Below are 22,231 nucleotides of genomic sequence, written 5' to 3' on the forward strand. Positions count from 1 at the left end.
TGGGTTGCGAGCCGCTCGCGCCGATGACTCAGGCATGGCGATCCTCGTCGGGGCGCTCGCGCCCGACTTCACCCTGCCCGGGTGGTACGACGGCGCCGGCGGGTACACGCTCTCGGCGGAGCGAGGGCATCCGGTGATCCTCGTGTTCTACCCCAGTGACGAAGGGCTCGTCTGCACCCGCCAGCTGTGCTCCTACTCCGACAACCTCTCCGAGCTGCGGTCACGCGACGCGGTGGTGTGGGCTATCTCCCCGCAGAGCGTTGAGTCCCACCGGGAGTTCGCCCAGGGCCGGGCGCTGCGGATGCCGCTGCTCTCCGACCCTGACGGCGGGGTCGCGCGGGCGTACGGGATCCTCGGGCCGATGGGACTGCGTCGCTCGGTGTTCCTCGTGGACGCGGAGGGCCGCATCGCCTGGCGCCGCGTCACCGCGTTGAGCCTGACCTTCCCCAGCGTGGCCGAGGTGCGGGCCGCCCTCGAGGACGCCCGCGCCGCCTGACGACGTCTCGAACCTCCGCACCGCCAGGCCCGCGATTGCGCGGAACCGGCGGGGCGGACTCATGCCATGGCGGTCGGGAGACTTCGCGACGAGGGGTCCACGCGACCTGCCCCCCGACTAGGGTCCCGCCATGCGGGTCTCGGGGGCCCGCGACACCCCTCGCCGCCCAGCCCGGCAGGGTCCTGGGCGCTCCGATCTGGAGGTCGGCATGTACGCACGCGTCAGTGATCTCACCGGGCCCACCGACCGCATCGACGACGGCATCGCGCAGTACCGCGACATGGTGCTGCCCGCGGTCCAGCACATGGACGGCTTCCAGCGGGCGTACCTGCTGGTGGACCGTGAGCTCGGACGGACTCTGTCCATCACCGTCTGGGACAGCGAGGCGGCCATGCGCGCGAGTGAGGATCTCGTGACCCCGTTGCGCAACCAGATCACCGAGACCATCTCGGCCAAGGCCGAGGTGAGCCGCTACGAGGTCGTCGTCGCCACCGCCTGAGCCCGATTGAGCGGAATCGGGGGTCCACGCACGCTGGGGGTCCCCGATTCCGCTCAATCGACGATCCATCGGTGAGCGGGACGGCACCTGGCCAGTCGGGACAACGGTCCGTGGGGATGAGGGAGGTCGTGGTCGTGGGCGAGGTGGATGACTACCTCGCGGGGCTCGATCCGCCAGATCGGGCTGCCTTCGCGCGGGTGCGTGACGTCGCGCTGGAGGTGGTCCCGGACGCGGGCCAGGGGAGCACGTACGGCATGCCTGCCCTGACCCACGCCGGCAAGCCGCTGCTCGCCTTCCGCGCGGCGAAGGCCCACCTCAGCGTCTTCCCGTGCAGCGGCTGGGTCGTCGACCAGGTGCGGGACCGCCTCGAGGGGTTCTCCCTGTCCAGCGGCACCATCCGCTTCACCGCCGAGCGTCCCTTGCCCGACGCGGCCGTCCGCGCGGTGGTCGAGGCACGGATGCGAGAGATCGACCACGGCCGACCGAAAGGCGGCACCCCCGGTGCCTGAGTCCGGTCTCCCGCGTCCGCCGAGTGTGACGTTGTTGCCTCCATAGCCCCTTGGTGCGGGACAACGACGTCACGCTCGGCGATGTAGGGGGGTGGGGGTCACGGCAGGCGGGTCAGCAGGGCGACCGGCAGCCCCGTCAGGAGGTCGGCCAGCCGGACGTCGCCGCCCCAGGTGCTGCCGGAGAGCTCCTCCCGCCACGCCCCGCGCAGCTGCAGGAGCGTGTCGTCCCAGCCACCGCGGCGCGCCAGGCGGGCCGGCAGCCGGGTCGCGACGACCACGACGTCCGCGCCGCGCCCGAAGGCGACCATGTGCTCGGCGGCCGGGCCGCGAGCGCTCAGCCGCGTGTACGTCGCGTCCGCACCGATGCACTCGGCCCGCTCGCGGCGTACCCGCAACGCCGTGGCCACCAGGTGGACCTTCTCCGCGTCGGGTCCCTCCCCGCCGTCCAACCAGGCGGCGTGCGCACCGAAGTCGACCAGCCGGCGGTTGTCGGGGTCGACCAGCGACCGGTCGATCGCCTCGCATCCCTGGTAGACGTCGGGTACCCCGGGCATCAGCAGCTGGACGAGCTTCGCGGACAGCGTGTTCGACCGGGCGAAGGGCTCGAGCACGGCGACGAGCGCCGCCACCGGCGCCAGGACGACCGGGTCGTCCAGCGCGGCCGCCAGCCAGCCCTGGACGGCCGCCTCGTAGGCCGTGTCGACCGACTGCCAGGACGTCTCGCGCTTGGCCTCGCGCAGCGCCTTGGTGACGAAGTCGGCCATCCGCTCGGGCCTGACCGGCCAGGCGCCGACCAGGTTCTGCCAGACCAGGTACGCCACCTGCGGGCTGGGCACGTCCGGCGTGGCGGCGTGACGCTCGGCGGCCCACCGGAAGGCGTCGAAGGCGCGGCGGGCCTCGCCGGGCAGCTCGCTGAGGACCGCGAGGCGCAGGCGCAGGTCCTCCGAGCGTTTCGTGTCATGGGTGGACAACGTCGTCATGCCGTGCGGCCACCGCTCCTGCTGGCGCCTCGCCCAGGCGTGGAAGGCGTCGACGCCCACGTGTGAGCCGGTCGGGTCGCCGCCCACCTCGCACAACGACACGAGCGGGTACCAGCGATAGAACGCGGTGTCCTCGACGCCCTTGGCCATCACCGGGCCGGTCGTCTGCTGGAAGCGCACCACGAACTCGTCCTTGCGCGCGCTGCGCCCGAAGCGCCCGAGTGCCAGGTCGCGCAGCGCGCCGACCTCGTCGGCCAGGTCGGGGGCGTACGCCGCTGCCGCGGCCGCTGCCGCCGTCAGCACCGCGACGCTCTCGGCGGGCGGGTCCTCGCCCGGGCAGACGTACGCGCGGTAGACCGGCATGCGAGCGAGCAGTTCGACGAGGGCGTCGGTCAGCGCGCGCGGACTGTGGTCGCGCAGCTGCACGTCCTCGTCCCCGACCGACTCGACGACGGCGACCAGGCGCTCGACCTCGGCCCCGAGAAGCCGCCGCGCCACCTCGCGCTTGGCGCTGAGCGCCACCTCGTCGAAGGGCTCCGGGACGGGCAGTAGCTCGGCGTGCAGGTGCGTGAGGCGAGCGAGCCCGGCGGTGTCGATGAACAGGCCGTCCACCGCCCGCAGCGCGTCGTACCCGGTGGTCCCCGCGCAGCGCCAGTCGAGCGGCAGCTGCTCGTCCTCCTCGAGCACCTTCTCGACGACCACCCACGCGCCATCCGTCGCCAGGTGCAGGCGGCGCAGGTACGTCCGCGGGTCGGCGAGGCCGTCAGGGTGGTCGATGCGCAGCCCGTCCACCTTGCCCTCGGCCACCAGCGCGACGAGCAGCGCGTGGCTCTCGGCGAACACCTGCGCGTCCTCGACCCTGATCGCGGCCAGGGTGTCGATGTCGAAGAAGCGGCGGTAGTTCAGCTCGTCGTCGCCGACCCGCCAGTACGCCAGCCGGTAGTGCTGGGCGTCGAGCAGGTCCGGGAGCGGCAGGTCCTCGGTGCCCGGACGGACCGGGAGCACGTGGTCGTGGTAGCGCAGCAGCGGCCGGGCACCGGAGCGGTCGATCACGAGCTCGCCGGCGTCGAGCACCTCGCCGATCCGCCGGCCGAGCACGGGCACGAGGACCGGCTGCGCAGCGGACCAGTCGACGTCGAACCAGCGCGCGTACGGCGAGTCCGGCCCGCGCTCGAGCACCGACCACATCGCCTGGTTGAGCGTCTCGGGGACGGGCAGGGCCATGTGGTTGGGCACGACGTCCACGACCACACCGAGGCCGTGCTCGCGCAGCGCACGAGTCATCCGGTCGAAGCCCTCCGCTCCGCCGAGGTCGGCGTCGAGGGCCGAGTGGTCGACGACGTCGTAGCCGTGCGTGGACCCCGGCACCGCCTGGAGCACGGGGGAGAGGTACACGTGCGAGACGCCGAGACGGGCGAGGTACGGTGCGAGCGTCGCGACGTCGTCGAAGCCGACCTCGGGCCGCAGTTGGAGCCGGTAGGTCGCCACCGGTGCCCGACGATCGGACATCTCCGGTCAGGGGATGCGGCGCAGCAGCACCGCCGAGCGTCCCTCGACGCTCATCGACTCACCCGCCCGCACCGGCGAGACCCGCTGCGGGGCAGCGCGCTGGCTCCGCCTGCGCCCCGGCTCCTCGACGGTGTCGAGCTCGATCTCCCAGCGCGCCCCCCACTGCGCGGATGGCAGCGTGAAGTCCAGCGGGGTCTCGTGCGCGTTGAACAGCAGCAGGAACGAGTCGTCGACGATGCGCTGGCCCTGCGGGCCGGGACTTGTGATGGCCTCGCCGTTGAGGAACACGGCGAGGGTACGTGCGAAGCCGTTCTCCCAGTCCTCGTCGGCCATCAGCTGGCCGTCCGTGTCGAACCACGCAAGGTCGTGCAGGTCGTTGGACCCGCGAACCCCGGTGAAGAAGCGGCGGCGCCGGAAGACCGGGTGCTCCTCGCGCAGCCGGGTGAGGCGGGCAGTGAAGTCGACGAGCTCGGCGTTGGTCTTGGCGAGCTCCCAGTCCACCCACGTCAGCTCGTTGTCCTGGCAATAGGCGTTGTTGTTGCCCTGCTGCGTGCGACCCATCTCGTCGCCGTGCAGCAGCATGGGGACGCCCTGGGAGAGCAGCAGGGTGGTGAGGAAGTTGCGCTGCTGCCGGCGACGCAGCTTCAGCGCGTGCGTGTCCTTCGTCGGGCCCTCGTGGCCGCAGTTCCAGGAGCGGTTGTGGCTCTCGCCATCCGCGTTGTTCTCCCCGTTCGCCTCGTTGTGCTTTTCGTTGTACGACACCAGGTCCCGCAGCGTGAAGCCGTCGTGGGCGGTCACGAAGTTCACCGAGGCGTACGGCTTGCGCCCGCTCGAGGCGTACAGGTCGCTGGAGCCGGTGATCCTGGACGCGAACTCGGGGACGCTGGAGTACTCACCTCGCCAGAAGTCGCGCACGGTGTCGCGGTACTTGCCGTTCCACTCCGTCCACAGCGGGGGGAACCCGCCGACCTGGTAGCCGCCGTCGCCGATGTCCCATGGCTCGGCGATGAGCTTCGCCTGTGACACCACCGGGTCTTGGTGCACGAGGTCGAAGAATGCGGAGAGCCGGTCCACCTCGTGGAACTGCCGGGCCAGCGTCGCCGCGAGGTCGAAGCGGAAGCCGTCGACGTGCATCTCGGTGACCCAGTAGCGCAGCGAGTCCATGATGAGCTGCAGGACGTGCGGGCTGCGCATGAGCAGGCTGTTCCCCGTGCCCGTCGTGTCGTAGTAGTGGGCCTTCGCGGAGTCGACCAGACGGTAGTAGTTCGCGTTGTCGAGGCCGCGGAACGACAGCGTCGGCCCGAGCTCGTTGCCCTCGGCGGTGTGGTTGTAGACGACGTCGAGGATGACCTCGATGCCCTCCGCGTGCAGGGTCCTCACCATCGCCTTGAACTCCGAGACCTGCTCGCCGCGCGTCCCGCTCGAGGCGTACTCGTTGTGCGGGGCGAGGAAGCCGATGGTGTTGTAGCCCCAGTAGTTGGACAGGCCTCGCTCCTGCAGGTGGTGGTCCTGCACGAACTGGTGGACCGGCATGAGCTCGACGGTCGTGACCCCGATGCGCTTGAGGTGGCTCACCGTCGCGGGGTGGGCCATGCCCGCGTACGTGCCGCGCAGCGGTTCGGGGATCTCGGGATGCAGCTTCGTCATCCCTTTGACGTGCGCCTCGTAGATCACCGTCTCGTGGTAGGGCGTGCGCGGACGCCGGTCGTCACCCCAGTCGAAGAACGGGTTGACCACGACGGACTTCATCATGTGCGGGGCGCTGTCGGAGTCGTTGATCGCGTCGGGGTCGTCGAAGCGGTAGCCGAAGCAGGCCTCGTCCCAGTCGATGCGCCCGTCGATCGCCTTGGCGTACGGGTCCAGCAGCAGCTTGGCCGCGTTGCAGCGGTGCCCCTCCTCCGGGGAGTAGGGGCCGAACACCCGGTAGCCGTACCGCTGGCCCGGTCCGACGCCGTTGAGGTAGCCGTGCCACACGAACGCGTCGACCTCGGCCAGCTCGACCCGGGTCTCGCGCCCGGCGTCGTCGAACAGGCACAGGTCCACACGCTCGGCGACCTCGCTGAAGAGGGCGAAGTTCGTCCCGGCACCGTCGAAGGTGGCGCCGAGCGGATAAGGCTGGCCGGGCCAGACGAGCACGGTCCACCTCAGGGTTCGTAGGGCGTCGTGGTCGCGGCGTCGTCGCTCGACGCGGGGGCGCGACGCCCCTACCCTGCCCTACCGCGCTGCCCGAGCGCGCGCGAGGAGCAGATCCCGGAGGGCGGGATGCCTCCCCAGCGGTTCAGCCAGGAAGCTGACGCCCGCCGCTTCCGCCTGCGACCGAACCTGGTCGCTCAGGCGGCCCGGGGCCAGGATCAGCGGGGCGAGCGCCAGGGGGCCGACCACGCCGGCGGCGCGCAGGCCGTGTACCGCGTCCGCCACTGAGGGCGACACGGACGCGTACGCCGTGCGCACGGGGACGCCGAGCCGCGCCGCCAGCGCCGCCGCGACCCCGTCGCACGTGGCCGCGTGCGCCACGCCGCGTGACCCGGCAGCGGCGAGGACGACTCCGCGGGCGGCGTCCGCCCCGCTCTCGCGCAGCCGGTCGTGCAACACGCGCAGCACCCGCTCGTCCGGGGTGCCCGGGTCGGGTACGAGCACCTCCGCGACCCGCGCCGTCCCGGCGGCGCCCGCTACGTCGACCCGCGCGTGGTGCCCGTCCGCGAGCAGGAGGGGCACCACGACTGCCCGGGGGCCGGCGGCGGACACCGCGAGGCACAGGGCCGGCTGCTCGTGGTCCAGCCAGCCGACGGACGCGTCGTGCCCGTCGGCCCGCAGGTCCTCGACCAGGGCGCGCACGACGGCGGCGTGCCGCGGGTCCGGGCTGCCGTGCGCGGCGAGCACGATCGGGGTCGCGGCCGCCGACGGGCCGAGCGCCTCGGCGAGCGGGACGACGTCTCCGACGACCACGACGGCCGGGGAGCGCACACCTCGTGCCGCCGCGACCGCGGCGACGTCGGCCAGCGTGGCGAGGGTGGTGCGCTGGCGTGCGGTCGTGCCCTCCTCGACGACGGCGACCGGGGTGCTCGACCGGCGACCGGCTCGGATGAGGCAGGTGGCGGCCTCGGCGAGGCGGCCGACGCCCATGAGGAGCACCAGGGTCGCGTCGAGCGCCGCGAGCGAGGTCCAGTCGACCTCGGCGTCGTGCAGCGAGACGACCGTGAAGGCGCGGGCGATCCCGCGGTGGGTGATCGGGATCCCCGCGGCTGCCGGGACCGCGACGGCGGAGGTGACGCCCGGCACGACCTCCACGGTGACGCCGGCCGCCACGCAGGCGAGGGCCTCCTCACCGCCTCGGCCCAGCACATACGGGTCGCCGCCCTTGAGACGGACGACGCGCAGTCCGGCCCGGGCGCGCTCGACGAGCAGGGCGTCGATATCGGCCTGGCTGAGCGTGTGGGCGTGGGGCGCCTTCCCCGCCTCGACCACCTCCACGTCGGGGTCGAGCTCCGCCAGCAGCGCGCGGGGGGCGAGGCGGTCCACCACGACGACGTCGGCCTGGGCCAGGAGCGCGCGTCCCCTGGTGGTGATCAGGCCCGGGTCGCCGGGGCCACCTCCGACGAGCGCCACATGACCCGCGCCCGGGCGGGTCCGGCGCAGCGGCAGGCTCCCGCTGTCGAGCGCCGCGGCCAGGGCGCCGCGCAGGCGCAGCGCCCGGCGCGGGTCGCCGCCGGCGGTCACCGAGACGGTGACGTCCCCGCGCCGTACCACGCCCGGGGTCCAGGCGGCCGAGGCTTCCGCCGCATCGGCGCGGACGCACCACAGCCGGCGCGCCTCGGCGGCGGCCGCCACCGCGGCGTCGGTGCCGGGGTCGCCGGTCGCGGTGTGCACCAGCCAGACGTCGTCGAGGTCCGCCTCGGTCCAGGCGCGACGGAGCAGCGCCAGCCGCGGGTCGTCGGTGATCTCCTCGCAGGCCCAGGGGGCGACGACGCGGACGGCGGCGCCGGCGTCGGCGAGCCCGTGGGCCCGGCGGGCGGCCACCGGGCCGCCCCCGACCACGAGGACGGCACGCCCGCGGACGTCCAGGTGCAGCGGATAGGACGCTGGCATCACCGCACCGCCAGACCGACCAGCCGGACCGTGAACACGCGCGTGCAGGCCCGACACTCCCAGGCCCCGACGGCGTAGTCCGAGGGCCGCAGGTCCTCGTCGGCGCAGAACGGGCAGTGGTAGGGCACCACCCGGGTGGCCTCCTCGCTCACCGCAGCACCTCCTCGTCGGCTCGTGCGGCCCACTGCGCGAAGGACTCCCCGGCCCGGCGTCCCCGGTCGAAGGCCAGCGTGACGCGCTCGACGTAGTCGGGCAGGTCCTCGGCGCTGACCTTGTGGCCGCGCAGCTTGCGGCCGAACCCGGCGTCGGTGCCGTAGCCCCCGCCGAGGTGCACCTGGAAGCCCTCCACCTGGCGGCCGTCGTCGGTCGTGACGATCTGGCCCTTGAAGCCGAGGTCGGCGGTCTGGATGCGCGCGCAGGAGTTCGGGCATCCGTTGACGTGGATCGACAGCGGTACGTCGAAGGCGGGCAGGCGCCGCTCCAGCTCCAGGACCGTCGCCGCGGCCCGGGTCTTGGTCTCGACGATGGCCAGCTTGCAGAACTCGATGCCGGTGCACGCCATCGCCCCGCGCCGGAAGGTGGACGGAGCCGCCTCGAGGCCGATCTCGCGCAGCCCGGCCACCAGGGCACCCACGCGATCGCCGGCCACGTCGAGGACGAGCAGCTTCTGCTGGGGGGTGAGCCGCACTCGGTCGCTCCCGGCGGCCTCGACCACGTCGGCGAGACGGGTCAGGGCCGCCCCGGAGACGCGCCCCACGAGCGGCGTCGCCCCCACGTAGAAGCGCCCGTCCCGCTGCTCGTGGACGCCCATGTGGTCGCGCCTGCCGCCCGGCGGCGGGGGCGGGGGCGGGCCGTCGAGCAGCGCGCGACCCAGGTAGTCCTTCTCGAGCACCTCGCGGAAGCGCTGCGCGCCCCAGTCGGCCACAAGGAACTTCAGGCGCGCCCGTGACCGGAGGCGGCGGTAGCCCCAGTCCCGGAAGACCCCGACGACGCCGGCCCACACCTCGGCCACCTCGTGCTCGGGGACCCAGGCGCCCAGGCGTCGCGCGAGGTGGGGGTTGGTCGAGAGGCCGCCGCCCACCCACACGTCGAAACCCGGTCCGCGCTCGGGGTGCACGACGCCGACGAACGCGACGTCGTGGATCTCGTGCGCGACGTCTTGGTGTGGGGAGCCGCTCACCGCGGTCTTGAACTTGCGAGGCAGGTTCGAGAACGACGGGTCGCCGACCCACGTGTCGACGATGCGACGGATCGCCGAGGATCCATCGACGATCTCGTCGGCCGCCACACCCGCGACTGGCGAGCCGAGCACGACGCGAGGGGTGTCGCCGCACGCCTCGGTCGTGAGCAGCCCGACCGCCTCGAGGCGCTGCCAGATCGCCGGGACGTCCTCGACGCGCACCCAGTGAACCTGGATGTTCTGCCGGTCGGTGATGTCGGCGGTGTCGCGTGCGTAGGTCGTGGAGACCTCCGCGATGGCGCGCAGCTGCGCCAGGTCGAGCTGGCCGCCGTCGATGCGTACCCGCAGCATGAAGAACTCGTCGTCGAGCTCGTGCGGTTCGAGGACGGCGGTACGTCCTCCGTCGATGCCCGGCCGGCGCTGGGTGTACAGCCCCCACCAGCGGAACCGGCCGCGCAGGTCGGCGGGATCGATCGAGGAGAACCCGCGCTTGCTGTAGATCGTCTCGATCCGCTGGCGCACGTTCAGGCCGTCGTCGTCCTTCTTGACCCGTTCGTTGGGGTTGAGCGGCTCGAGGTGCCCGAAGGCCCACTGCCCCTCGCCGCGGCGGCGAGGGGAAGCGTCGGGGTCGCCCTCGCCGCGGCGGCGAGGGGCAGCGTCGGGGTCGCCCTCGCCGCGGCGGCGAGGGGTCGGGGTGGGGACGGCGTCGGGGGAGCTGGCCGTGGGCATGCGTGAGGTCCTTGCGGCTGGCCGGACGTGGGGGCGAGGGCTCCTCAGCGGGTCAGACAGCGCATGCCACAAGTGCGCATGAGGTCGACGTGCAGCCGCACGACGAGACGCTGACCCGGGTCGATCACGCGTACACGGTCCCATCCCCGTGGCGACCGGTCACGTGAGCGTCCAGCATCCGGACGCGTCACGGCCGGGTCGTGCCGACCTAGGCTGGGAGGATGGCGGACGTGACCGCGCAGGGCTGGAGCGTGCTCGCGCGGGCCTGGGGGCTCGTCCGCGGGACGGTGGCCATCGGCTTCCGCTACCGGGTGACCGGGCTGGCCGCCGAGGCCGCGTTCTTCGCCCTTGTGTCGCTGCCACCGCTCGCGCTGGGCGTGCTGGGCGCCATGGGCCTGATCGCCAGCCACTTGCCGCCGGACACCCTGCAGCAGGTCGAGCAGTCGATCGTCGACGCCGCCGGCACCGTCCTCAACACGACGACGATCAACAACGTCGTCCGCCCTCTGCTGAACGACGTCGTCAAGGGAGGCGGCCTGGAGGTCACCGCCCTGGGCCTGGTCATCATGCTGTGGTCCGGGTCGCGCTGGCTCAACGTCTACGTCGACACGATCACGATCATGTACGGCCTCGACGGGCGGCGGCACTTCCTCAAGACCCGTGCGCTGTCCTTCCTGCTCTACCTGGTGATGCTCGTCTGCTCGGTCCTCCTGCTGCCGCTGCTGGTCGTGGGGCCGGACCTGCTCGGGCGGCTCTTCCCGGAGGCCGCCGGTGTCATCCGGGTGGCGTACTGGCCGGTGGTGGTGGCGGTCTCGATCGTGTTCCTGACCTCGCTGTACCACGTGTCGGTGCCTGTTCGGACCCCCTGGCGACGCGACCTCCCCGGTGCCCTGCTCGCCCTGGTCATCTGGGTCGTGGGCAGCGAGCTGCTGCGGATCTATCTCGACACCTCGGTCGACAGCAACTCCGCCTACGGGTCGCTGGCGGCGCCGATCGCGGTGCTCTTCTGGCTCTATGTCACCGCCCTCGCCGTCCTCATCGGAGCCGCGCTGAACGCGGTCGTTGACCAGACCTGGCCTCTGGTGCCGACGGTCAAGGCCCGGCTCGAGGCGGAGGCGCGTACGCCGGTACGTCGGCGCGTCCCCGCCCGCCCCGAGCCGGCTCGGCCGATCGTGACGCCCGAGCGGGCTGCGCCGGGCGCGGAAAACCCCGTGACGACGGCGGCCGAGCGCGCCTAGCGTCGCCGGCCGTGAGCGGTTTGGAGCGCTACGGCTGGGACCGGGGCTGGGCCGACACCCTCCCCGAGGGCACCCGTCCGGCGCGCGTCGTGCGGGCGGACCGGGGGCGGCTGCTCCTGGTGTCTGACGCCGGGGAGGAGGTCGTCGACGCGGTGGCCGACGCGACGGCCGGTGACTGGGTCGCCCTCGGGCCACCCGCCACCCGGGTGCTCCCGCGCCGCAGCGCCTTGCGACGGGCGTCGGCGTCCGGGCGCTCGACCGAGCAGGTCCTGGCCGCCAACGTCGACGTCGTCGCCGTCACCGTCTCGCTTGCGCTCGACCCGAACCTGGCCCGGGTCGAACGCCTGCTCACCCTGGCCTGGGACAGCGGGGCGGTGCCGGCCGTCGTCCTCACCAAGGCCGACCTGGCTCCCGACGCCGAGGATGTCGCCTCCGACGTGGCCGCCGCCGCCCCGGGGGTCGCGGTCCTGATCGTCTCCGCCCTCACGGGGCGGGGCCTCGACGAGGTGCGTGCGCTCCTGCCGGCCGGGCGCACCGCTGTCCTCGTCGGGCAGTCGGGGGTCGGGAAGTCGACGCTGGTCAACGCGCTCGCCGGTGACCAGCTCGTCGCCGTGGCCGGCATCGGCTCCGGCGGCAAGGGCCGGCACACGACCACGTCGCGCGAGCTGCTCCCGCTGCCCTGGGGGGCCGTGCTCCTCGACACCCCGGGGCTGCGGGGGGTGGGCCTCATCGACGCGGACGAGGGCTTCGCCCGGGCCTTCCCCGAGATCGAGGAGCTGGCCGAGCAGTGCCGGTTCAACGACTGCGCCCACGCCACCGAGCCCGGCTGCGCGGTCCTGGCCGCGGTCGAGGGCGGCACGCTCGCCTGGCGCCGGCTCGAGTCCTGGCGCAAGCTCGAGCGCGAGCTCGCCTACGCCGCGCGCCGGGTGGACGCCCGCCTGGCGGCCGAGGAGCGGGCGCGCTGGAAGGCGCTCGGCCTCGAGGTACGTCGCTCGGGACGCATCCGCCCCTGACCGGGCGAGCCTGCCGTCGTCGTCAGCGCGGAGCGGGTGTGCGGAGGACGAACGCACGGACGGCGGCAGGGGCAACGGGTCCGAACGGGACCTTGGTACCTGGCCGTCGGCCGCGGAAAGCGCTGAGATCGGTCCGGGAGCAACCATGAGGAGGGATCCAGCGATGAAGGCCTCAGTAGGAGACAGGATCGTCATCGCCTCGGCTCGTCTCGACAGCCCCGTCCGTGACGGCCGGGTCGTCGAGGTGCGGCACGAGGACGGCTCTCCGCCGTACGTCGTCGAGTGGTCGGACACCGGCCAGACCGGGCTGTTCTTCCCCGGCCCCGACGCCTACGTGGTGAGCGAGAACGAGGGCGCGTCGCCCCCCGAGCCGAGACCGGCACGGCGGGTGCGTTCCTGGAGCGTCCGGATCGACCTCGTGGAGGAGGAGGCGGAGACCACCGCTCACGCGATCCTGCTCAGCGGGGCGCCGATGAGCCTCGACGCCCAGGGCGCCGCCCATCGTCGGCCTGGCGAGTCCGACGTACCGGAGATCGGTGACGAGCTCGCGGTCGCGCGTGCGCTTCGGCGTCTCAGCGACCTGCTGCTCGGTGCCGCCGAGACCGACCTGACGGCCGCCGAGGGGCGCGCGGTCAACCTGCCCGGTTGACCTCCGGCTCCACGTGGTCAGCGGGGGGGGCGGGGTCGGGGAGGACCCGGGACCGCCGGTCCTCGCTCACGCGGTGGTACAGCGCCTCGTAGTCGGCGGCCATCCTGCCCATCGAGAAGCGTCGCTCCGCCGTGGCCCGACACGTCGCACGATCGATGTCCGTCAGGTGGTGCAGCGCTTCGAGCATGCCTTGCTCGTCGTCGACCAGGAACCCGGTTCGGCCGTGGTCCACGATCTCGGGAGCCGCACCGTACGGCGTGGCCAGCACGGGCGTTCCGCAGGCCATGGCCTCGGCCATGACCAGGCCGAACGGCTCCGGCCAGCTGATCGGGTTGATCAGCGCATCAGCACCTTGCAGCAGCGCGATCCGCTCGTGGGCCGAGGGCTCCACGAGCAGGTCGACGTCCGGGCCGAGCACCGGACGCACCGTCTCCTCGTAGTAAGCGTGCTCATCGGGGTCACGCATCTTCGTCACCACCACGAGCCGTCGCCCGGCCAGGCGGGCGACCTGGATCGCGCGGTGCACGCCCTTGTCGGGGGACATCCGGCCGAGGAAGAGCAGGTAGCCGCCACCACCGGTGCCGAAGCCATACATGTCCAGGTCTATCCCGTGGTGGATCACGGCGGCGACGGGCAGTTCCGGCGCGCTCGCGCGCTGGGCGTGCGAGATCGCGACGATCGCCGCTCGCCGGGCGACCACCTCGAGCACCACCCGGGCGTTCGCGTCGAAGGTTGCGTGCTGGGTGAGCACGATCGGGCCGTGATGAGGCAAGGCGGACGCCACGAGGGGGCCGATCGTGGTGTGGTCGTGCACGACGTCGACGTCGGCGAGGGCCTGGTAGGCCGCCACGGTGTGTACCGCCTCGGCGAGGGTGCCGCCCATCGGCACCACCCCGGTGGGGTAGTGCCAGGCGCGAGGCACCGGGCAGGTCGACTCCTCGACCGTGAACAGGGTCACCTCGTGCCCGCGTGCGGCGAGCGCCCGCGCCAGGCAGTCGACGACCTCCTCGGTGCCCCCGTAGCGCCCGGGCGGAACGGGGACCCAGGGCGGTGCGATCAAGCCGATCCGCATGGCCCACCTCCCCGATCCTGACGCCGGCGCCCTGAGTGGCCGCCTGCCGCAGCACCACGATGCACCCCGTCCTCCCATGCAAGCCGACCCCCGCGGTCGCGGCGAGGGGCAAAGGTCCCCTCACCGATCCGGGGACCATGGGCTCTGGACGTACTCGCCGGTCCGCGTCCAGCGTGGGGGAGTGCTCGAGCGCACCTTCGAGGCGGTCGTCTTCGACTGGGACGGCACCGCCGTCCCGGACCGGCGCGCCTCGGCACGAGCCGTGCGCCGGCGCGTCGAGGCGCTGTGCGCGCGGGGCGTCGACGTCGCGGTGGTGAGCGGCACCCATGTCGGCACCGTCGACGGCCAGCTCGGCGCGCGACCGCCCGGGCCGGGCCGGTTGTTCCTGGCCCTCAACCGCGGGTCCGAGCTGTACGTCGTCGACCGCGACCGTCCGCGGCTGCTCGCGCGCCGCCGCGCCGGCCGGGAGGAGAACGCCGCGCTCGACCTCGCGGCCGCGGCGACCATCCGTCGGCTGACCGAGCGGGGCCTGGCGGCCGACCTGGTCGCCTCGCGCCTCAACCGGCGCAAGATCGACCTCATCCCGGTCCCCGCCTGGGCCGACCCGCCCAAGGCGCGCATCCACGACCTGCTGGCGGCCGTGACGGGGCGGCTCGAACCGGCGGGGTTCGCCGGCCTGGCCGACGTCGTCGCCGTCGCGAGGAGGGCGAGCGAGGAAGCGGGTCTCACGGACCCTCGCATCACGAGCGACGCCAAGCACGTGGAGATCGGGCTGACCGACAAGTCCGACTCGATGCGGGCGTTGCTCGACGCCTTCGCGGAGCGCGGGGTCGGGCCCGGGATCACGCTGGTGCTCGGAGACGAGTTCGGCCGACTCGGCGGCGTACCCGGCAGCGACTCCCTCCTCCTGGTGCCGCAGGCGGCGCGCGCGACGGTGGTCTCGGTCGGCGTGGAGCCCACGGGTGTCCCGGCTGGGGTCCGCTACGTCGGCGGCGGCCCGCCAGCCTTCCTCGCCCTGCTCGACGAGCAGCTGGCCCGACGGCGGCACCGACGGGTGCCCGCCGTCGACGAGGACCCGGCGTGGGTGCTGGTCTTCGACGGGGACCCGCTGCGCGCCCGCGTGGACGAGAGCCTGCTCAGCCTCGGCGACGGTTTCGTCGGCGTGCGGGGCAGCCACGACCACCCGGACCGTCGGGAGTCACCGATGGTGCTGGTGTCCGGCGCCTACACCGGCAGTGGCGCCGAGCAGCGGCTGCTCCACGGGCCGTGGCCGCTCGCCCTGGCGAGCGAGGCGCCACCGACTCGGCCACGCCGCGTGCTCGATCTGCGGACCGGTGTGCTCGTCCAGGACGCCCCAGGGACGCGAAGCATCCGCTTCGTCGCGCTCCCCGGGGACGGCGTCGTGGCCGCGCGCACGGAGACGGCCGGTACAGGCGCTTCCGGCCCTCTGCTGCTCGCCGCCGGCGACCCGGTGACGGTGACCCGGATCGGACCCGGGGAGGCGCACGCGCGTGCCTCCCGCCCCGCACTGTCCGCAGCGGTGCGGCAGGTGCGGGGGCGCGACGCCTCGGTGAGGACCCACGAGCGGTTGGCCGGCTTCGCCCGCTCCGCAGGGCGTGCCGCGTCGAGGGCCGCCCGGGCGTCGGAAGCCGGGTTCGAACGGCTCCTGCACGACCACCGTCGAGCGTGGGCGGGCCGATGGGCCGACGTCGACGTCAGCGTGCCCGACGAGCCAGGCACCCAGCTCGCGGTCCGGTTCGCCCTCTTCCACCTGTGGAACGTCGCCTCGCACCGGGCGGAGGCCGGCGTGGGGGCGAGGGGGCTGAGCGGGACCGGCTACTCCGGTCACGTGTTCTGGGACGCCGACGTCTTCGTGCTGCCCGCCCTCGCGACGATGGACGCCAGGGCGGCCCGCGCGATGCTCGGCTACCGGCTGGCCCGCCTGCCGCAGGCGCGCGAGAACGCCCGGCGCCGCGGCCTCGAGGGCGCTCGCTTCCCGTGGGAGTCCGCGGCCACCGGGGAGGACGTCACCCCCACCTCGGGCCGGCTGGGGGAGGAGTGGGTGCCGATCCTGACCGGCGAGCTGGAGGAGCACGTCGTCTCCGACGTGGCGTGGGCGGCGTGCTTCTACGCGGACTGGACGGGGGACGCCGCCTTCCTCGACGGCCCGGGCCGCGACCTGGTCGTCGACGGGGCCCGCTACCTGGCCTCGAGAGCGGTCGAGGGCCCGGACGGGAGAGCCCACATCCGCCACGTCATCGGGCCGGACGAGTACCACGAGGACGTCGACGACAACGCCTACACCAACCTGATGGCCCGCTGGCACCTGCGGGCCGCGGCCGATCTCGTGCCGGCGTCGACCCAGACCAGGCGATGGCGACGCCTCGCGGCCGCGCTCGTCGACGGCTACGACCCGACGAGCGGCCGGCACGAGCAGTTCACCGGCTACGACCGCCTGCGCCCGCTGCTCGTGGCCCAGATCGGGGAGCCGCCGATCGCGGCCGACGTCGTCCTGGGCCCCTCGGGAGTCGCTGCGACGCAGGTCGTCAAGCAGCCCGACGTCCTCATGGCCCACCACCTGCTCGGCCCGGCCCTGCCGGCGGGTTCGCTGCGAGCCGACCTCGACCACTACCTGCCCAGGACCGCCCACGGGTCCTCGCTCTCCCCTCCCGTGGTCGCCGCACTGCTGGCCCGGGCGGGACGCCCCGACGAGGCGATGCAGTGGCTGGACCTGGCCCTGCGCATGGACCTCGACGACCTGACCCGGATGACGGCGTCGGGTGTGCACCTCGCCACGGTGGCCGGCGTCTGGCAGGCGCTCGTGTTCGGGTTCGCCGGCGCGCGCGTCGAGGGCGACGCGCTTCGCCTCGACCCGGTCCTGCCCTCCCGGTGGGGCGGCCTCGGTCTGCGCTTTCGCTGCCGGGGACGGCGGGTCGGGCTCGAGATCGGACCGGGCACGCTGGTCGCGCGCGCCGACGGTCCGCTGCGGCTACGCGTGGGCGGCTACACAGGGGTGCTCGGCCGGGAGCCGCTCGTCGCGGCTCGAGATGACGACGGATGGAGGGTGCGGCGATGACACCTTCGGTGGTCTCCCTCGAGCCCTCCGGGCGCTCGCGCCAGGTCGGTCGTGCTGCGGACGCGCTCGCAGCCGCGCTGGGCATGGCCGTCGAGCACCGTGGGGTGCCGGCCGGCTCGTCCCTGCCCGACCTGCTGGCGGACTGCGTCGACCGCATCGTGGTCCTGCCGCACTCCCCGTCGCGTCCCGACCCGGTCCTCATGGACCGGGTGGGCCGGGTGAGCGCACCCGTGCTGCTCGTGCCGACCGGCCCTCGTTACGTCGCGCCTGAGCGCGTCAGCTGCGTGCTGGTCCCACTCGACGCGAGCCTGCGCTCGGCGCGCACGGTGGCCGAGACCGTCGAGCTCTTCGCCGCATCCGGGGCCGAGATCGTCGTCCTGCACGTCTTCGAGGCCGAGACGGTCCCGCGCTTCTGGGACCAGCCGGTGCACGCCAGGCGAAGCTGGGGCGAGGAGTTCCTCGCTCGCTACTGCGACCAGCCCGGGGCGCGCGTGGAGCTGCGGGCCGGTGTCACCGGTGAGCACATCCGCGACGTCGCCGATCGGGAGCGGGCCGACGTGATCACGCTGGGCTGGGCGCAGGACACTTCGCCAGGTCGAGCACGTACCGTGCGTTCCACCCTGCGCGGAGCGCACGTCCCCGTGCTGCTGCTGCCCGTGCTGGGGGAAGCGGGCGAAGGGGAGTGGCCATGACCCAGAACTGGGCCTTCGCGGGGGAGCCGCCCGTCGTGGGTGGCCCGGAAGGGGTGTCCACGCTGGTTCGCGGCTCCACGTTCTGCATCGGCGAGCGAAGCGGCGACATCCGCCCCGACGGGGCGCAGGGGTTGTTCTTCCGGGACCTCCGGTCGATCTCCCGGTGGGAGCTGCGCGTCGACGGCTACTCCACGCAGGCCCTCGCCTGCTATCACCCGGAGCCGAGCGAGGCCACCTACGTCGCCCGGGTGCCCCCCACCGCCGGCCGGGCCGACAGCCACCTGCTGGTGACCCGGCACCGCGTGATCGCAGACGGGATGCGCGAGGAGGTCACGGTCCGCAACCTCGGCCAGGAGGCCGCCGGCTGCACGCTCACGCTGCTCGTCGACGCCGACTTCGCTGACCTCTTCGAGGTCAAGGAGAACCGGGTCGTCGCCCACCCGGACCGGGTCGCCCGCCTGGCCGGGGAGGCTGGGGAGGTGCTCTTCACCCACCGGTGGCTGGGCCGGGGCCGTGACGTGCGAGTGCGATCGTCGCCGGTCGGCCGTACCAGCCCGGGACTGCTCACCGTCGCCGCGGCGATCGAGCCGCGGTCCAGCTGGACCCTGCGGCTCGAGGTCGACTTCGCCGTGGACGGGCTGCCGGTCGAGCCGGGGACATCGGGCGAGGAGGCGCCGAAGCGCTGGGGCCGCCGCCTGCGTGAGGACACTCGGATCAGTACGCCGTACCCGGCGCTCGAAACCACGCTGCGCACGGCCCGGGCCGACCTGGCGGCGCTGCTCATCAAGGACCCCGACCATCCGGACCGGGAGGTCGTCGCGGCCGGGGCGCCGTGGTTCATGACCGTGTTCGGGCGGGACTCGCTGCTGACCGCGTGGATGGCCCTGCCGCTCGACCCCGGGCTGGCGGTGGGCACGCTGCACACCCTCGCCGCGCGCCAGGGGAGCCGGGTGGACCCGCTCACCGAGGAGCAGCCGGGACGGATCCTGCACGAGATGCGCTTCGGGTCCGAGACCGGCCTCGCGCTCGGTGGCGGGACCGCCTACTACGGCACGGTCGACGCCACGGCGCTGTTCGTCATGCTCGTCGGCGAGGCGGCGGCCTGGGGGGTCGACGGCGCGGAGATCTCGGCCCTGCTGCCGCACGTGGACCGCGCACTGGACTGGATCCGCGAGCACGGCGACCGCGATGGCGACGGGTTCGTCGAGTACCAGCGGGCGACCGACCGGGGCCTGCTCAACCAGGGGTGGAAGGACTCCGGCGACGGGGTGACCGGCTCCTCGGGGGTCCAGGCGGTGCCGCCGATCGCCCTGTGCGAGGTGCAGGGCTACGTCTACGGGGCCTATCGCGCTCGTGCCCGCCTCGCCCGGCTGCTCGGGGACGAGGACGGGGCGCGCTCGTGGGACCAGCGGGCCGGTGACCTGAAGGCCGTGTTCAACGAGCGGTTCTGGCTGCCCGACCGCGGGTACTTCGCCCTCGCGCTCGACCGGGACAAGCGTCCGGTCGACGCGCTGACCTCCAACGTGGGCCACTGTCTGTGGACCGGTGTCGTCGAGGCGGACAAGGCGGCCGCGCTCGCCGGACACCTCGGGTCCGAGGCCCTGTTCAGCGGGTGGGGTGTGCGGACGCTGGCCGACACGATGGCGGCGTACAACCCGCTGAGCTACCACAACGGGTCCGTCTGGCCGCACGACACGGCGATCGTGGTCGCGGGGCTGGCGCGCTACGGCTTCGACGAGCTCGCCCGGCGGATCGCCACGGCCGTCGTCGACGCCGCGGTGGCCTTCGGGTCGCGCCTCCCGGAGCTGTGGTGCGGCTTCGCGCGGGCGGAGTACGAGCCGCCGCTGCCGTACCCCACCTCGTGCTCGCCCCAGGCTTGGGCGGCGGGGGCGCCGCTGCTCCTCCTGCGCTCCCTGCTCGGCCTGCACCCTGACCTGCCGGCCGGGCGCCTCTATGTCGCGCCCTCGCTCCCCGCGTCGTGGCTGCCGCTGACTCTGGAGGGTGTGCGGATGGGGGACGCCCGGGTGCGCGTGCACGTCGACGCCGACGGGGTGAGCGTCGACGGGCTGGGCGAGGGCGTGGAGCTCGTGCTCGGCCGCCCCGACTGAGCCTGGGGCACCACCGGGGGTGGCACCGCGCCGGTGACCGGCGAGACGGTGCCACCCCCGGCCCCCCTGGCGGCTCCCCCGAGCCTGGCCTCAGACCTTCGGAGCGCGGTTGACGACGAGGAAGGTGGTGGACCCGAAGCAGCGGTGGTGGTGGCCCGGTCGGTGCACCGCGCCGCGCACCGTGGCACTGCTCGGGTCGACGGCGATCTTGGTGACGCCGTACCAGGCCCGCGAGCCCTCGGCGACCGCGCCCTGCTGCACGTCCACGGTGGCGGTCCACGTCGTGACGACGAAGCCGGGGAAGGTGTGGCTCTTGCCGTGGACGGTGACCGTCTTCGGGTCGACCGTCTTGCTGGCGGTCTCCGTCGCGGTCACGTCGAAGGTCGTCGCCGCCTGGCCCTTCACCTTCTCCCGCAGGGTGAGGGTGACGCCGGCCGGGTCGAGGGTCGTGGAGAAGTCACGGATCTTGACCTGCAGCTGGACGCTCGCCGGTGCCGAGTTCACGTTGAAGACGCGGTGGTGGCCGACGACGTGGACGCCGCTGACGACGAAGTCGGGCTTGGTGGTCGGCTTCGTGTGGGCCGAGGCCGCTGCCAGCGGGGCGATGGCGACGGCGGTCGCGGCGGCCAGCATGACGGCGGTACGTCGTGCGTGCATGGGCGTTGCCTCTCTTTGTGGGCGTGATCAGTGGCCGGTCTGGTCATGGGTCCGCGAGCCCGACGGGTGAGCGGTACTGGTGCCGCTCGACCCACGGTGGTGGCGGTGCCCGTTGCGGGCGGTCTTGGCATCGTGGTGGCCCTTGCGCCGGGCGTGGTCGGACCGGCCGGTGCGGTGGGCCTCACCGGTTGCCCGGGTGTCGCCAGTGGCCCCGGATGCCCCAGCGGTGCCTGGCAGACCGTGCCAGCCCGCGGGATGGTGCGCACGCGGGTGGTGGCGGTCGGTCGCCCACGGCGACGGGGTCGGCGAGGCGGTGGGGACGGCGCTCGCCGGCCGGACGCCGGACCGGGCCGGGGTCCTCGGGTCGGAGGTGGCGGCTGGAGCCGAGTGCCGGCTAGCGGTCACCTCCGCGGTGAGACCCGGGATCCGGTGGTGGTGCGGGTGGTGGGGCGGGGCGCCGAGCGTCACGTGCGCGAACTGCTGCAGGGGCGCGGGCAGCGCCCCCGATGTGGCCGCGGTCGCGGTGCCGGCGCCCACGACGACGAACAGGGCGGCTGCGGCCCCGACCCGCAGGGGCGGGCGTACCCGGCTGAACGCCCGTCGGCTCCATGCGGCCCCCGCCGCAGACGTCTCCTGGTGCTCCCGGAAGTGCGCGAGAGCCTCGGCCATGCCGGCCAGCTCGTCCGGGGTGGCCGGCGCGCGCAGCGCGGCACCGAGGGCGCCCAGGCGCCGCTCCGGGACCGTGAGCTCGCTCGCGCGGCCCTCGAGCACGGCCTCGAGCCGTACCCCGTCGGACGGGAACTCGATCCCGTGCTCACGGTCCATGCCCAGGAAGCGTCGCGCGCTGGCCGGTCGTTACACCCGGCTCGGCGCGGGCGCCGAGTCACGCCCGGTTGGCGCGGTTGCGGACGTCACACCTGGCTGGGAGCCGGGGCGTCCAGTCGTGCCTGCAGGGTCCGCAGCCCGCGGTGGGTCAGGACGCGCACCGCGCCCGAGGTGCGGCCCATGACCTCGGCGACCTCCGCGGTGTCCAGACCGACGACCACCCGCAGGAGGACGGCCTCCGCCTGGTCGGGGGGCAGCGTCGCGACCAGCGCCAGGGCCCAACGGGTGCCCTCGCGCGAGACGACGTCCTCGGCGGCGTCGGTCTCACCGGGCGGGCCGTCCGGCAGGTCCGCGACCGGCACCACGGGTCGGCGCGCCTGCGCACGGCGCAGGTCCACCAGGCGGTTGCGCGCGACGGTGACCAGCCAGGCCCGGAACTCCCGCTCCTCGCCGTCGAAGTCGCCGAGGCCGCGCACCACGGCCATCCAGGTCTCCGCCGCCACGTCCTCGGCGACGTCCGCAGCGCCGAGACCGCGCACGTAGCGCAGGAGCAGCGGCTGGTGGGACCGGAACAGGCAGGCGAAGGCGTCCGCGTCGCCGGTGCGCGCGCGGACGAGGACTGCAGCGAACTCCGACGCCGGCATCACGCGGGGTCTCGACCCCCCGGACGCCGGGCTGAAGCATCCCGGACGACGACCACCCTTGGGGGCTACCCGCGTGGCCGGACGGTCAACCGCGCTCCGAGGGACCTTCGGACCTGGCCGGCCCCTCGCGCTCCTGCTGTGGCTCGCCGCAGGGCTCTCGATGGTGCTCGGCACCGTGATCCTCGCGGTCGCGATCTGCCTGGTCATCGTGCTGAAAGGCCGAGCTGGTGCATGTCGGTCGGCCGACGTCGTCGTCGGCGGCGGGGGCC

Annotated in this window: 18 protein-coding genes and 1 pseudogene; 9 read left to right on the plus strand and 10 right to left on the minus strand. The window is 73.8% G+C overall.

Annotated elements, in window-relative coordinates:
* Window positions 1-34: 34 nt before the first annotated feature.
* The 3 genes from VMI11_06580 (at window position 35) to VMI11_06590 (ending at window position 1,504) form a co-directional block, all read left to right on the plus strand.
* Complete coding sequence (locus VMI11_06580) at window positions 35-496, plus strand: peroxiredoxin (protein HTY72077.1); 462 nt, start codon at window positions 35-37, stop codon at window positions 494-496.
* Window positions 497-704: 208 nt separating this feature from the next.
* Window positions 705-995 (plus strand): hypothetical protein, encoded by a 291-nt coding sequence (locus tag VMI11_06585; GenBank protein HTY72078.1) that lies wholly within the window; start codon window positions 705-707, stop codon window positions 993-995.
* A gap of 116 nt (window positions 996-1,111) precedes the next feature.
* The gene (locus VMI11_06590; protein HTY72079.1) at window positions 1,112-1,504 is read left to right on the plus strand and encodes a DUF1801 domain-containing protein; all 393 of its coding nucleotides are present in this window, start codon (window positions 1,112-1,114) and stop codon (window positions 1,502-1,504) included.
* Window positions 1,505-1,602: 98 nt separating this feature from the next.
* On the opposite strand, the gene treY is transcribed toward VMI11_06590, so the two are convergent.
* The 6 genes and pseudogenes from treY to VMI11_06620 all read right to left on the minus strand — a co-directional run bounded on the left by treY (window position 1,603) and on the right by VMI11_06620 (window position 9,988).
* Window positions 1,603-3,993 carry a malto-oligosyltrehalose synthase gene (treY, locus tag VMI11_06595; GenBank protein ID HTY72080.1) on the minus strand — a complete coding sequence of 797 codons (2,391 nt, stop codon included), beginning with the start codon at window positions 3,991-3,993 and terminating at the stop codon, window positions 1,603-1,605.
* Between the two features lie 6 nt (window positions 3,994-3,999).
* Window positions 4,000-6,129, minus strand: a complete 2,130-nt coding sequence (gene glgX / locus VMI11_06600) for a glycogen debranching protein GlgX (protein HTY72081.1) — start codon at window positions 6,127-6,129, stop codon at window positions 4,000-4,002.
* Between the two features lie 78 nt (window positions 6,130-6,207).
* Window positions 6,208-6,873, minus strand: a complete 666-nt coding sequence (locus VMI11_06605; protein ID HTY72082.1) for a CbiX/SirB N-terminal domain-containing protein — start codon at window positions 6,871-6,873, stop codon at window positions 6,208-6,210.
* 36 nt (window positions 6,874-6,909) lie between these two features.
* A pseudogene (gene cobA / locus VMI11_06610) lies at window positions 6,910-8,079 on the minus strand (uroporphyrinogen-III C-methyltransferase).
* The gene (locus VMI11_06615) at window positions 8,079-8,231 is read right to left on the minus strand and encodes a hypothetical protein (protein HTY72083.1); all 153 of its coding nucleotides are present in this window, start codon (window positions 8,229-8,231) and stop codon (window positions 8,079-8,081) included. The pseudogene cobA and the gene VMI11_06615 overlap by 1 nt, the downstream one beginning before the upstream one ends.
* A complete protein-coding gene (locus VMI11_06620; GenBank protein ID HTY72084.1) occupies window positions 8,228-9,988 on the minus strand; it encodes a nitrite/sulfite reductase in 1,761 nt (586 codons plus the stop codon). Before VMI11_06620 ends, VMI11_06615 begins: the two co-directional genes overlap by 4 nt.
* Before the next feature lie 221 nt (window positions 9,989-10,209).
* Here VMI11_06620 and VMI11_06625 point away from each other — a divergent pair, with 221 nt between their 5' ends.
* The 3 genes from VMI11_06625 to VMI11_06635 all read left to right on the plus strand — a co-directional run bounded on the left by VMI11_06625 (window position 10,210) and on the right by VMI11_06635 (window position 12,888).
* The gene (locus VMI11_06625) at window positions 10,210-11,226 is read left to right on the plus strand and encodes a YihY/virulence factor BrkB family protein (GenBank protein HTY72085.1); all 1,017 of its coding nucleotides are present in this window, start codon (window positions 10,210-10,212) and stop codon (window positions 11,224-11,226) included.
* An 11-nt stretch (window positions 11,227-11,237) separates the two neighbouring features.
* Window positions 11,238-12,239: a ribosome small subunit-dependent GTPase A gene (rsgA, locus tag VMI11_06630; GenBank protein ID HTY72086.1), complete on the plus strand. Its 1,002-nt coding sequence runs from the start codon at window positions 11,238-11,240 to the stop codon at window positions 12,237-12,239.
* 163 nt (window positions 12,240-12,402) lie between these two features.
* The gene (locus tag VMI11_06635; protein ID HTY72087.1) at window positions 12,403-12,888 is read left to right on the plus strand and encodes a DUF1918 domain-containing protein; all 486 of its coding nucleotides are present in this window, start codon (window positions 12,403-12,405) and stop codon (window positions 12,886-12,888) included.
* Here the strand turns inward: VMI11_06635 and VMI11_06640 are convergent.
* On the minus strand, window positions 12,872-13,960 hold the full coding sequence (locus VMI11_06640; protein HTY72088.1) for a glycosyltransferase family 4 protein: 1,089 nt from the start codon (window positions 13,958-13,960) through the stop codon (window positions 12,872-12,874). The genes VMI11_06635 and VMI11_06640 overlap by 17 nt on opposite strands.
* 181 nt (window positions 13,961-14,141) lie before the next feature.
* On the opposite strand from VMI11_06640, the gene VMI11_06645 reads away from it, so the two are divergent.
* The 3 genes from VMI11_06645 to VMI11_06655 are packed head-to-tail and all read left to right on the plus strand — an operon-like array spanning window position 14,142 to window position 19,836.
* On the plus strand, window positions 14,142-17,036 hold the full coding sequence (locus tag VMI11_06645; GenBank protein HTY72089.1) for a glycosyl hydrolase family 65 protein: 2,895 nt from the start codon (window positions 14,142-14,144) through the stop codon (window positions 17,034-17,036).
* Window positions 17,033-17,728 (plus strand): universal stress protein, encoded by a 696-nt coding sequence (locus VMI11_06650; GenBank protein HTY72090.1) that lies wholly within the window; start codon window positions 17,033-17,035, stop codon window positions 17,726-17,728. Before VMI11_06645 ends, VMI11_06650 begins: the two co-directional genes overlap by 4 nt.
* A complete protein-coding gene (locus tag VMI11_06655) occupies window positions 17,725-19,836 on the plus strand; it encodes a glycogen debranching N-terminal domain-containing protein (protein HTY72091.1) in 2,112 nt (703 codons plus the stop codon). Before VMI11_06650 ends, VMI11_06655 begins: the two co-directional genes overlap by 4 nt.
* Before the next feature lie 90 nt (window positions 19,837-19,926).
* Here VMI11_06655 and VMI11_06660 read toward each other — a convergent pair whose 3' ends face one another.
* The 3 genes from VMI11_06660 to VMI11_06670 all read right to left on the minus strand — a co-directional run bounded on the left by VMI11_06660 (window position 19,927) and on the right by VMI11_06670 (window position 21,962).
* Entirely contained in the window at window positions 19,927-20,493 is a 567-nt protein-coding gene (locus tag VMI11_06660) for a hypothetical protein (GenBank protein ID HTY72092.1), read from the minus strand.
* Between the two features lie 27 nt (window positions 20,494-20,520).
* Window positions 20,521-21,318: a hypothetical protein gene (locus VMI11_06665; GenBank protein ID HTY72093.1), complete on the minus strand. Its 798-nt coding sequence runs from the start codon at window positions 21,316-21,318 to the stop codon at window positions 20,521-20,523.
* An 86-nt stretch (window positions 21,319-21,404) separates the two neighbouring features.
* Window positions 21,405-21,962, minus strand: a complete 558-nt coding sequence (locus VMI11_06670) for an RNA polymerase sigma factor (GenBank protein HTY72094.1) — start codon at window positions 21,960-21,962, stop codon at window positions 21,405-21,407.
* Window positions 21,963-22,231 lie beyond the last annotated feature (269 nt).

This window comes from Actinomycetes bacterium, from assembly GCA_035506535.1.
Taxonomy (GTDB): Bacteria; Actinomycetota; Actinomycetes; order DATJPE01; family DATJPE01; genus DATJPE01.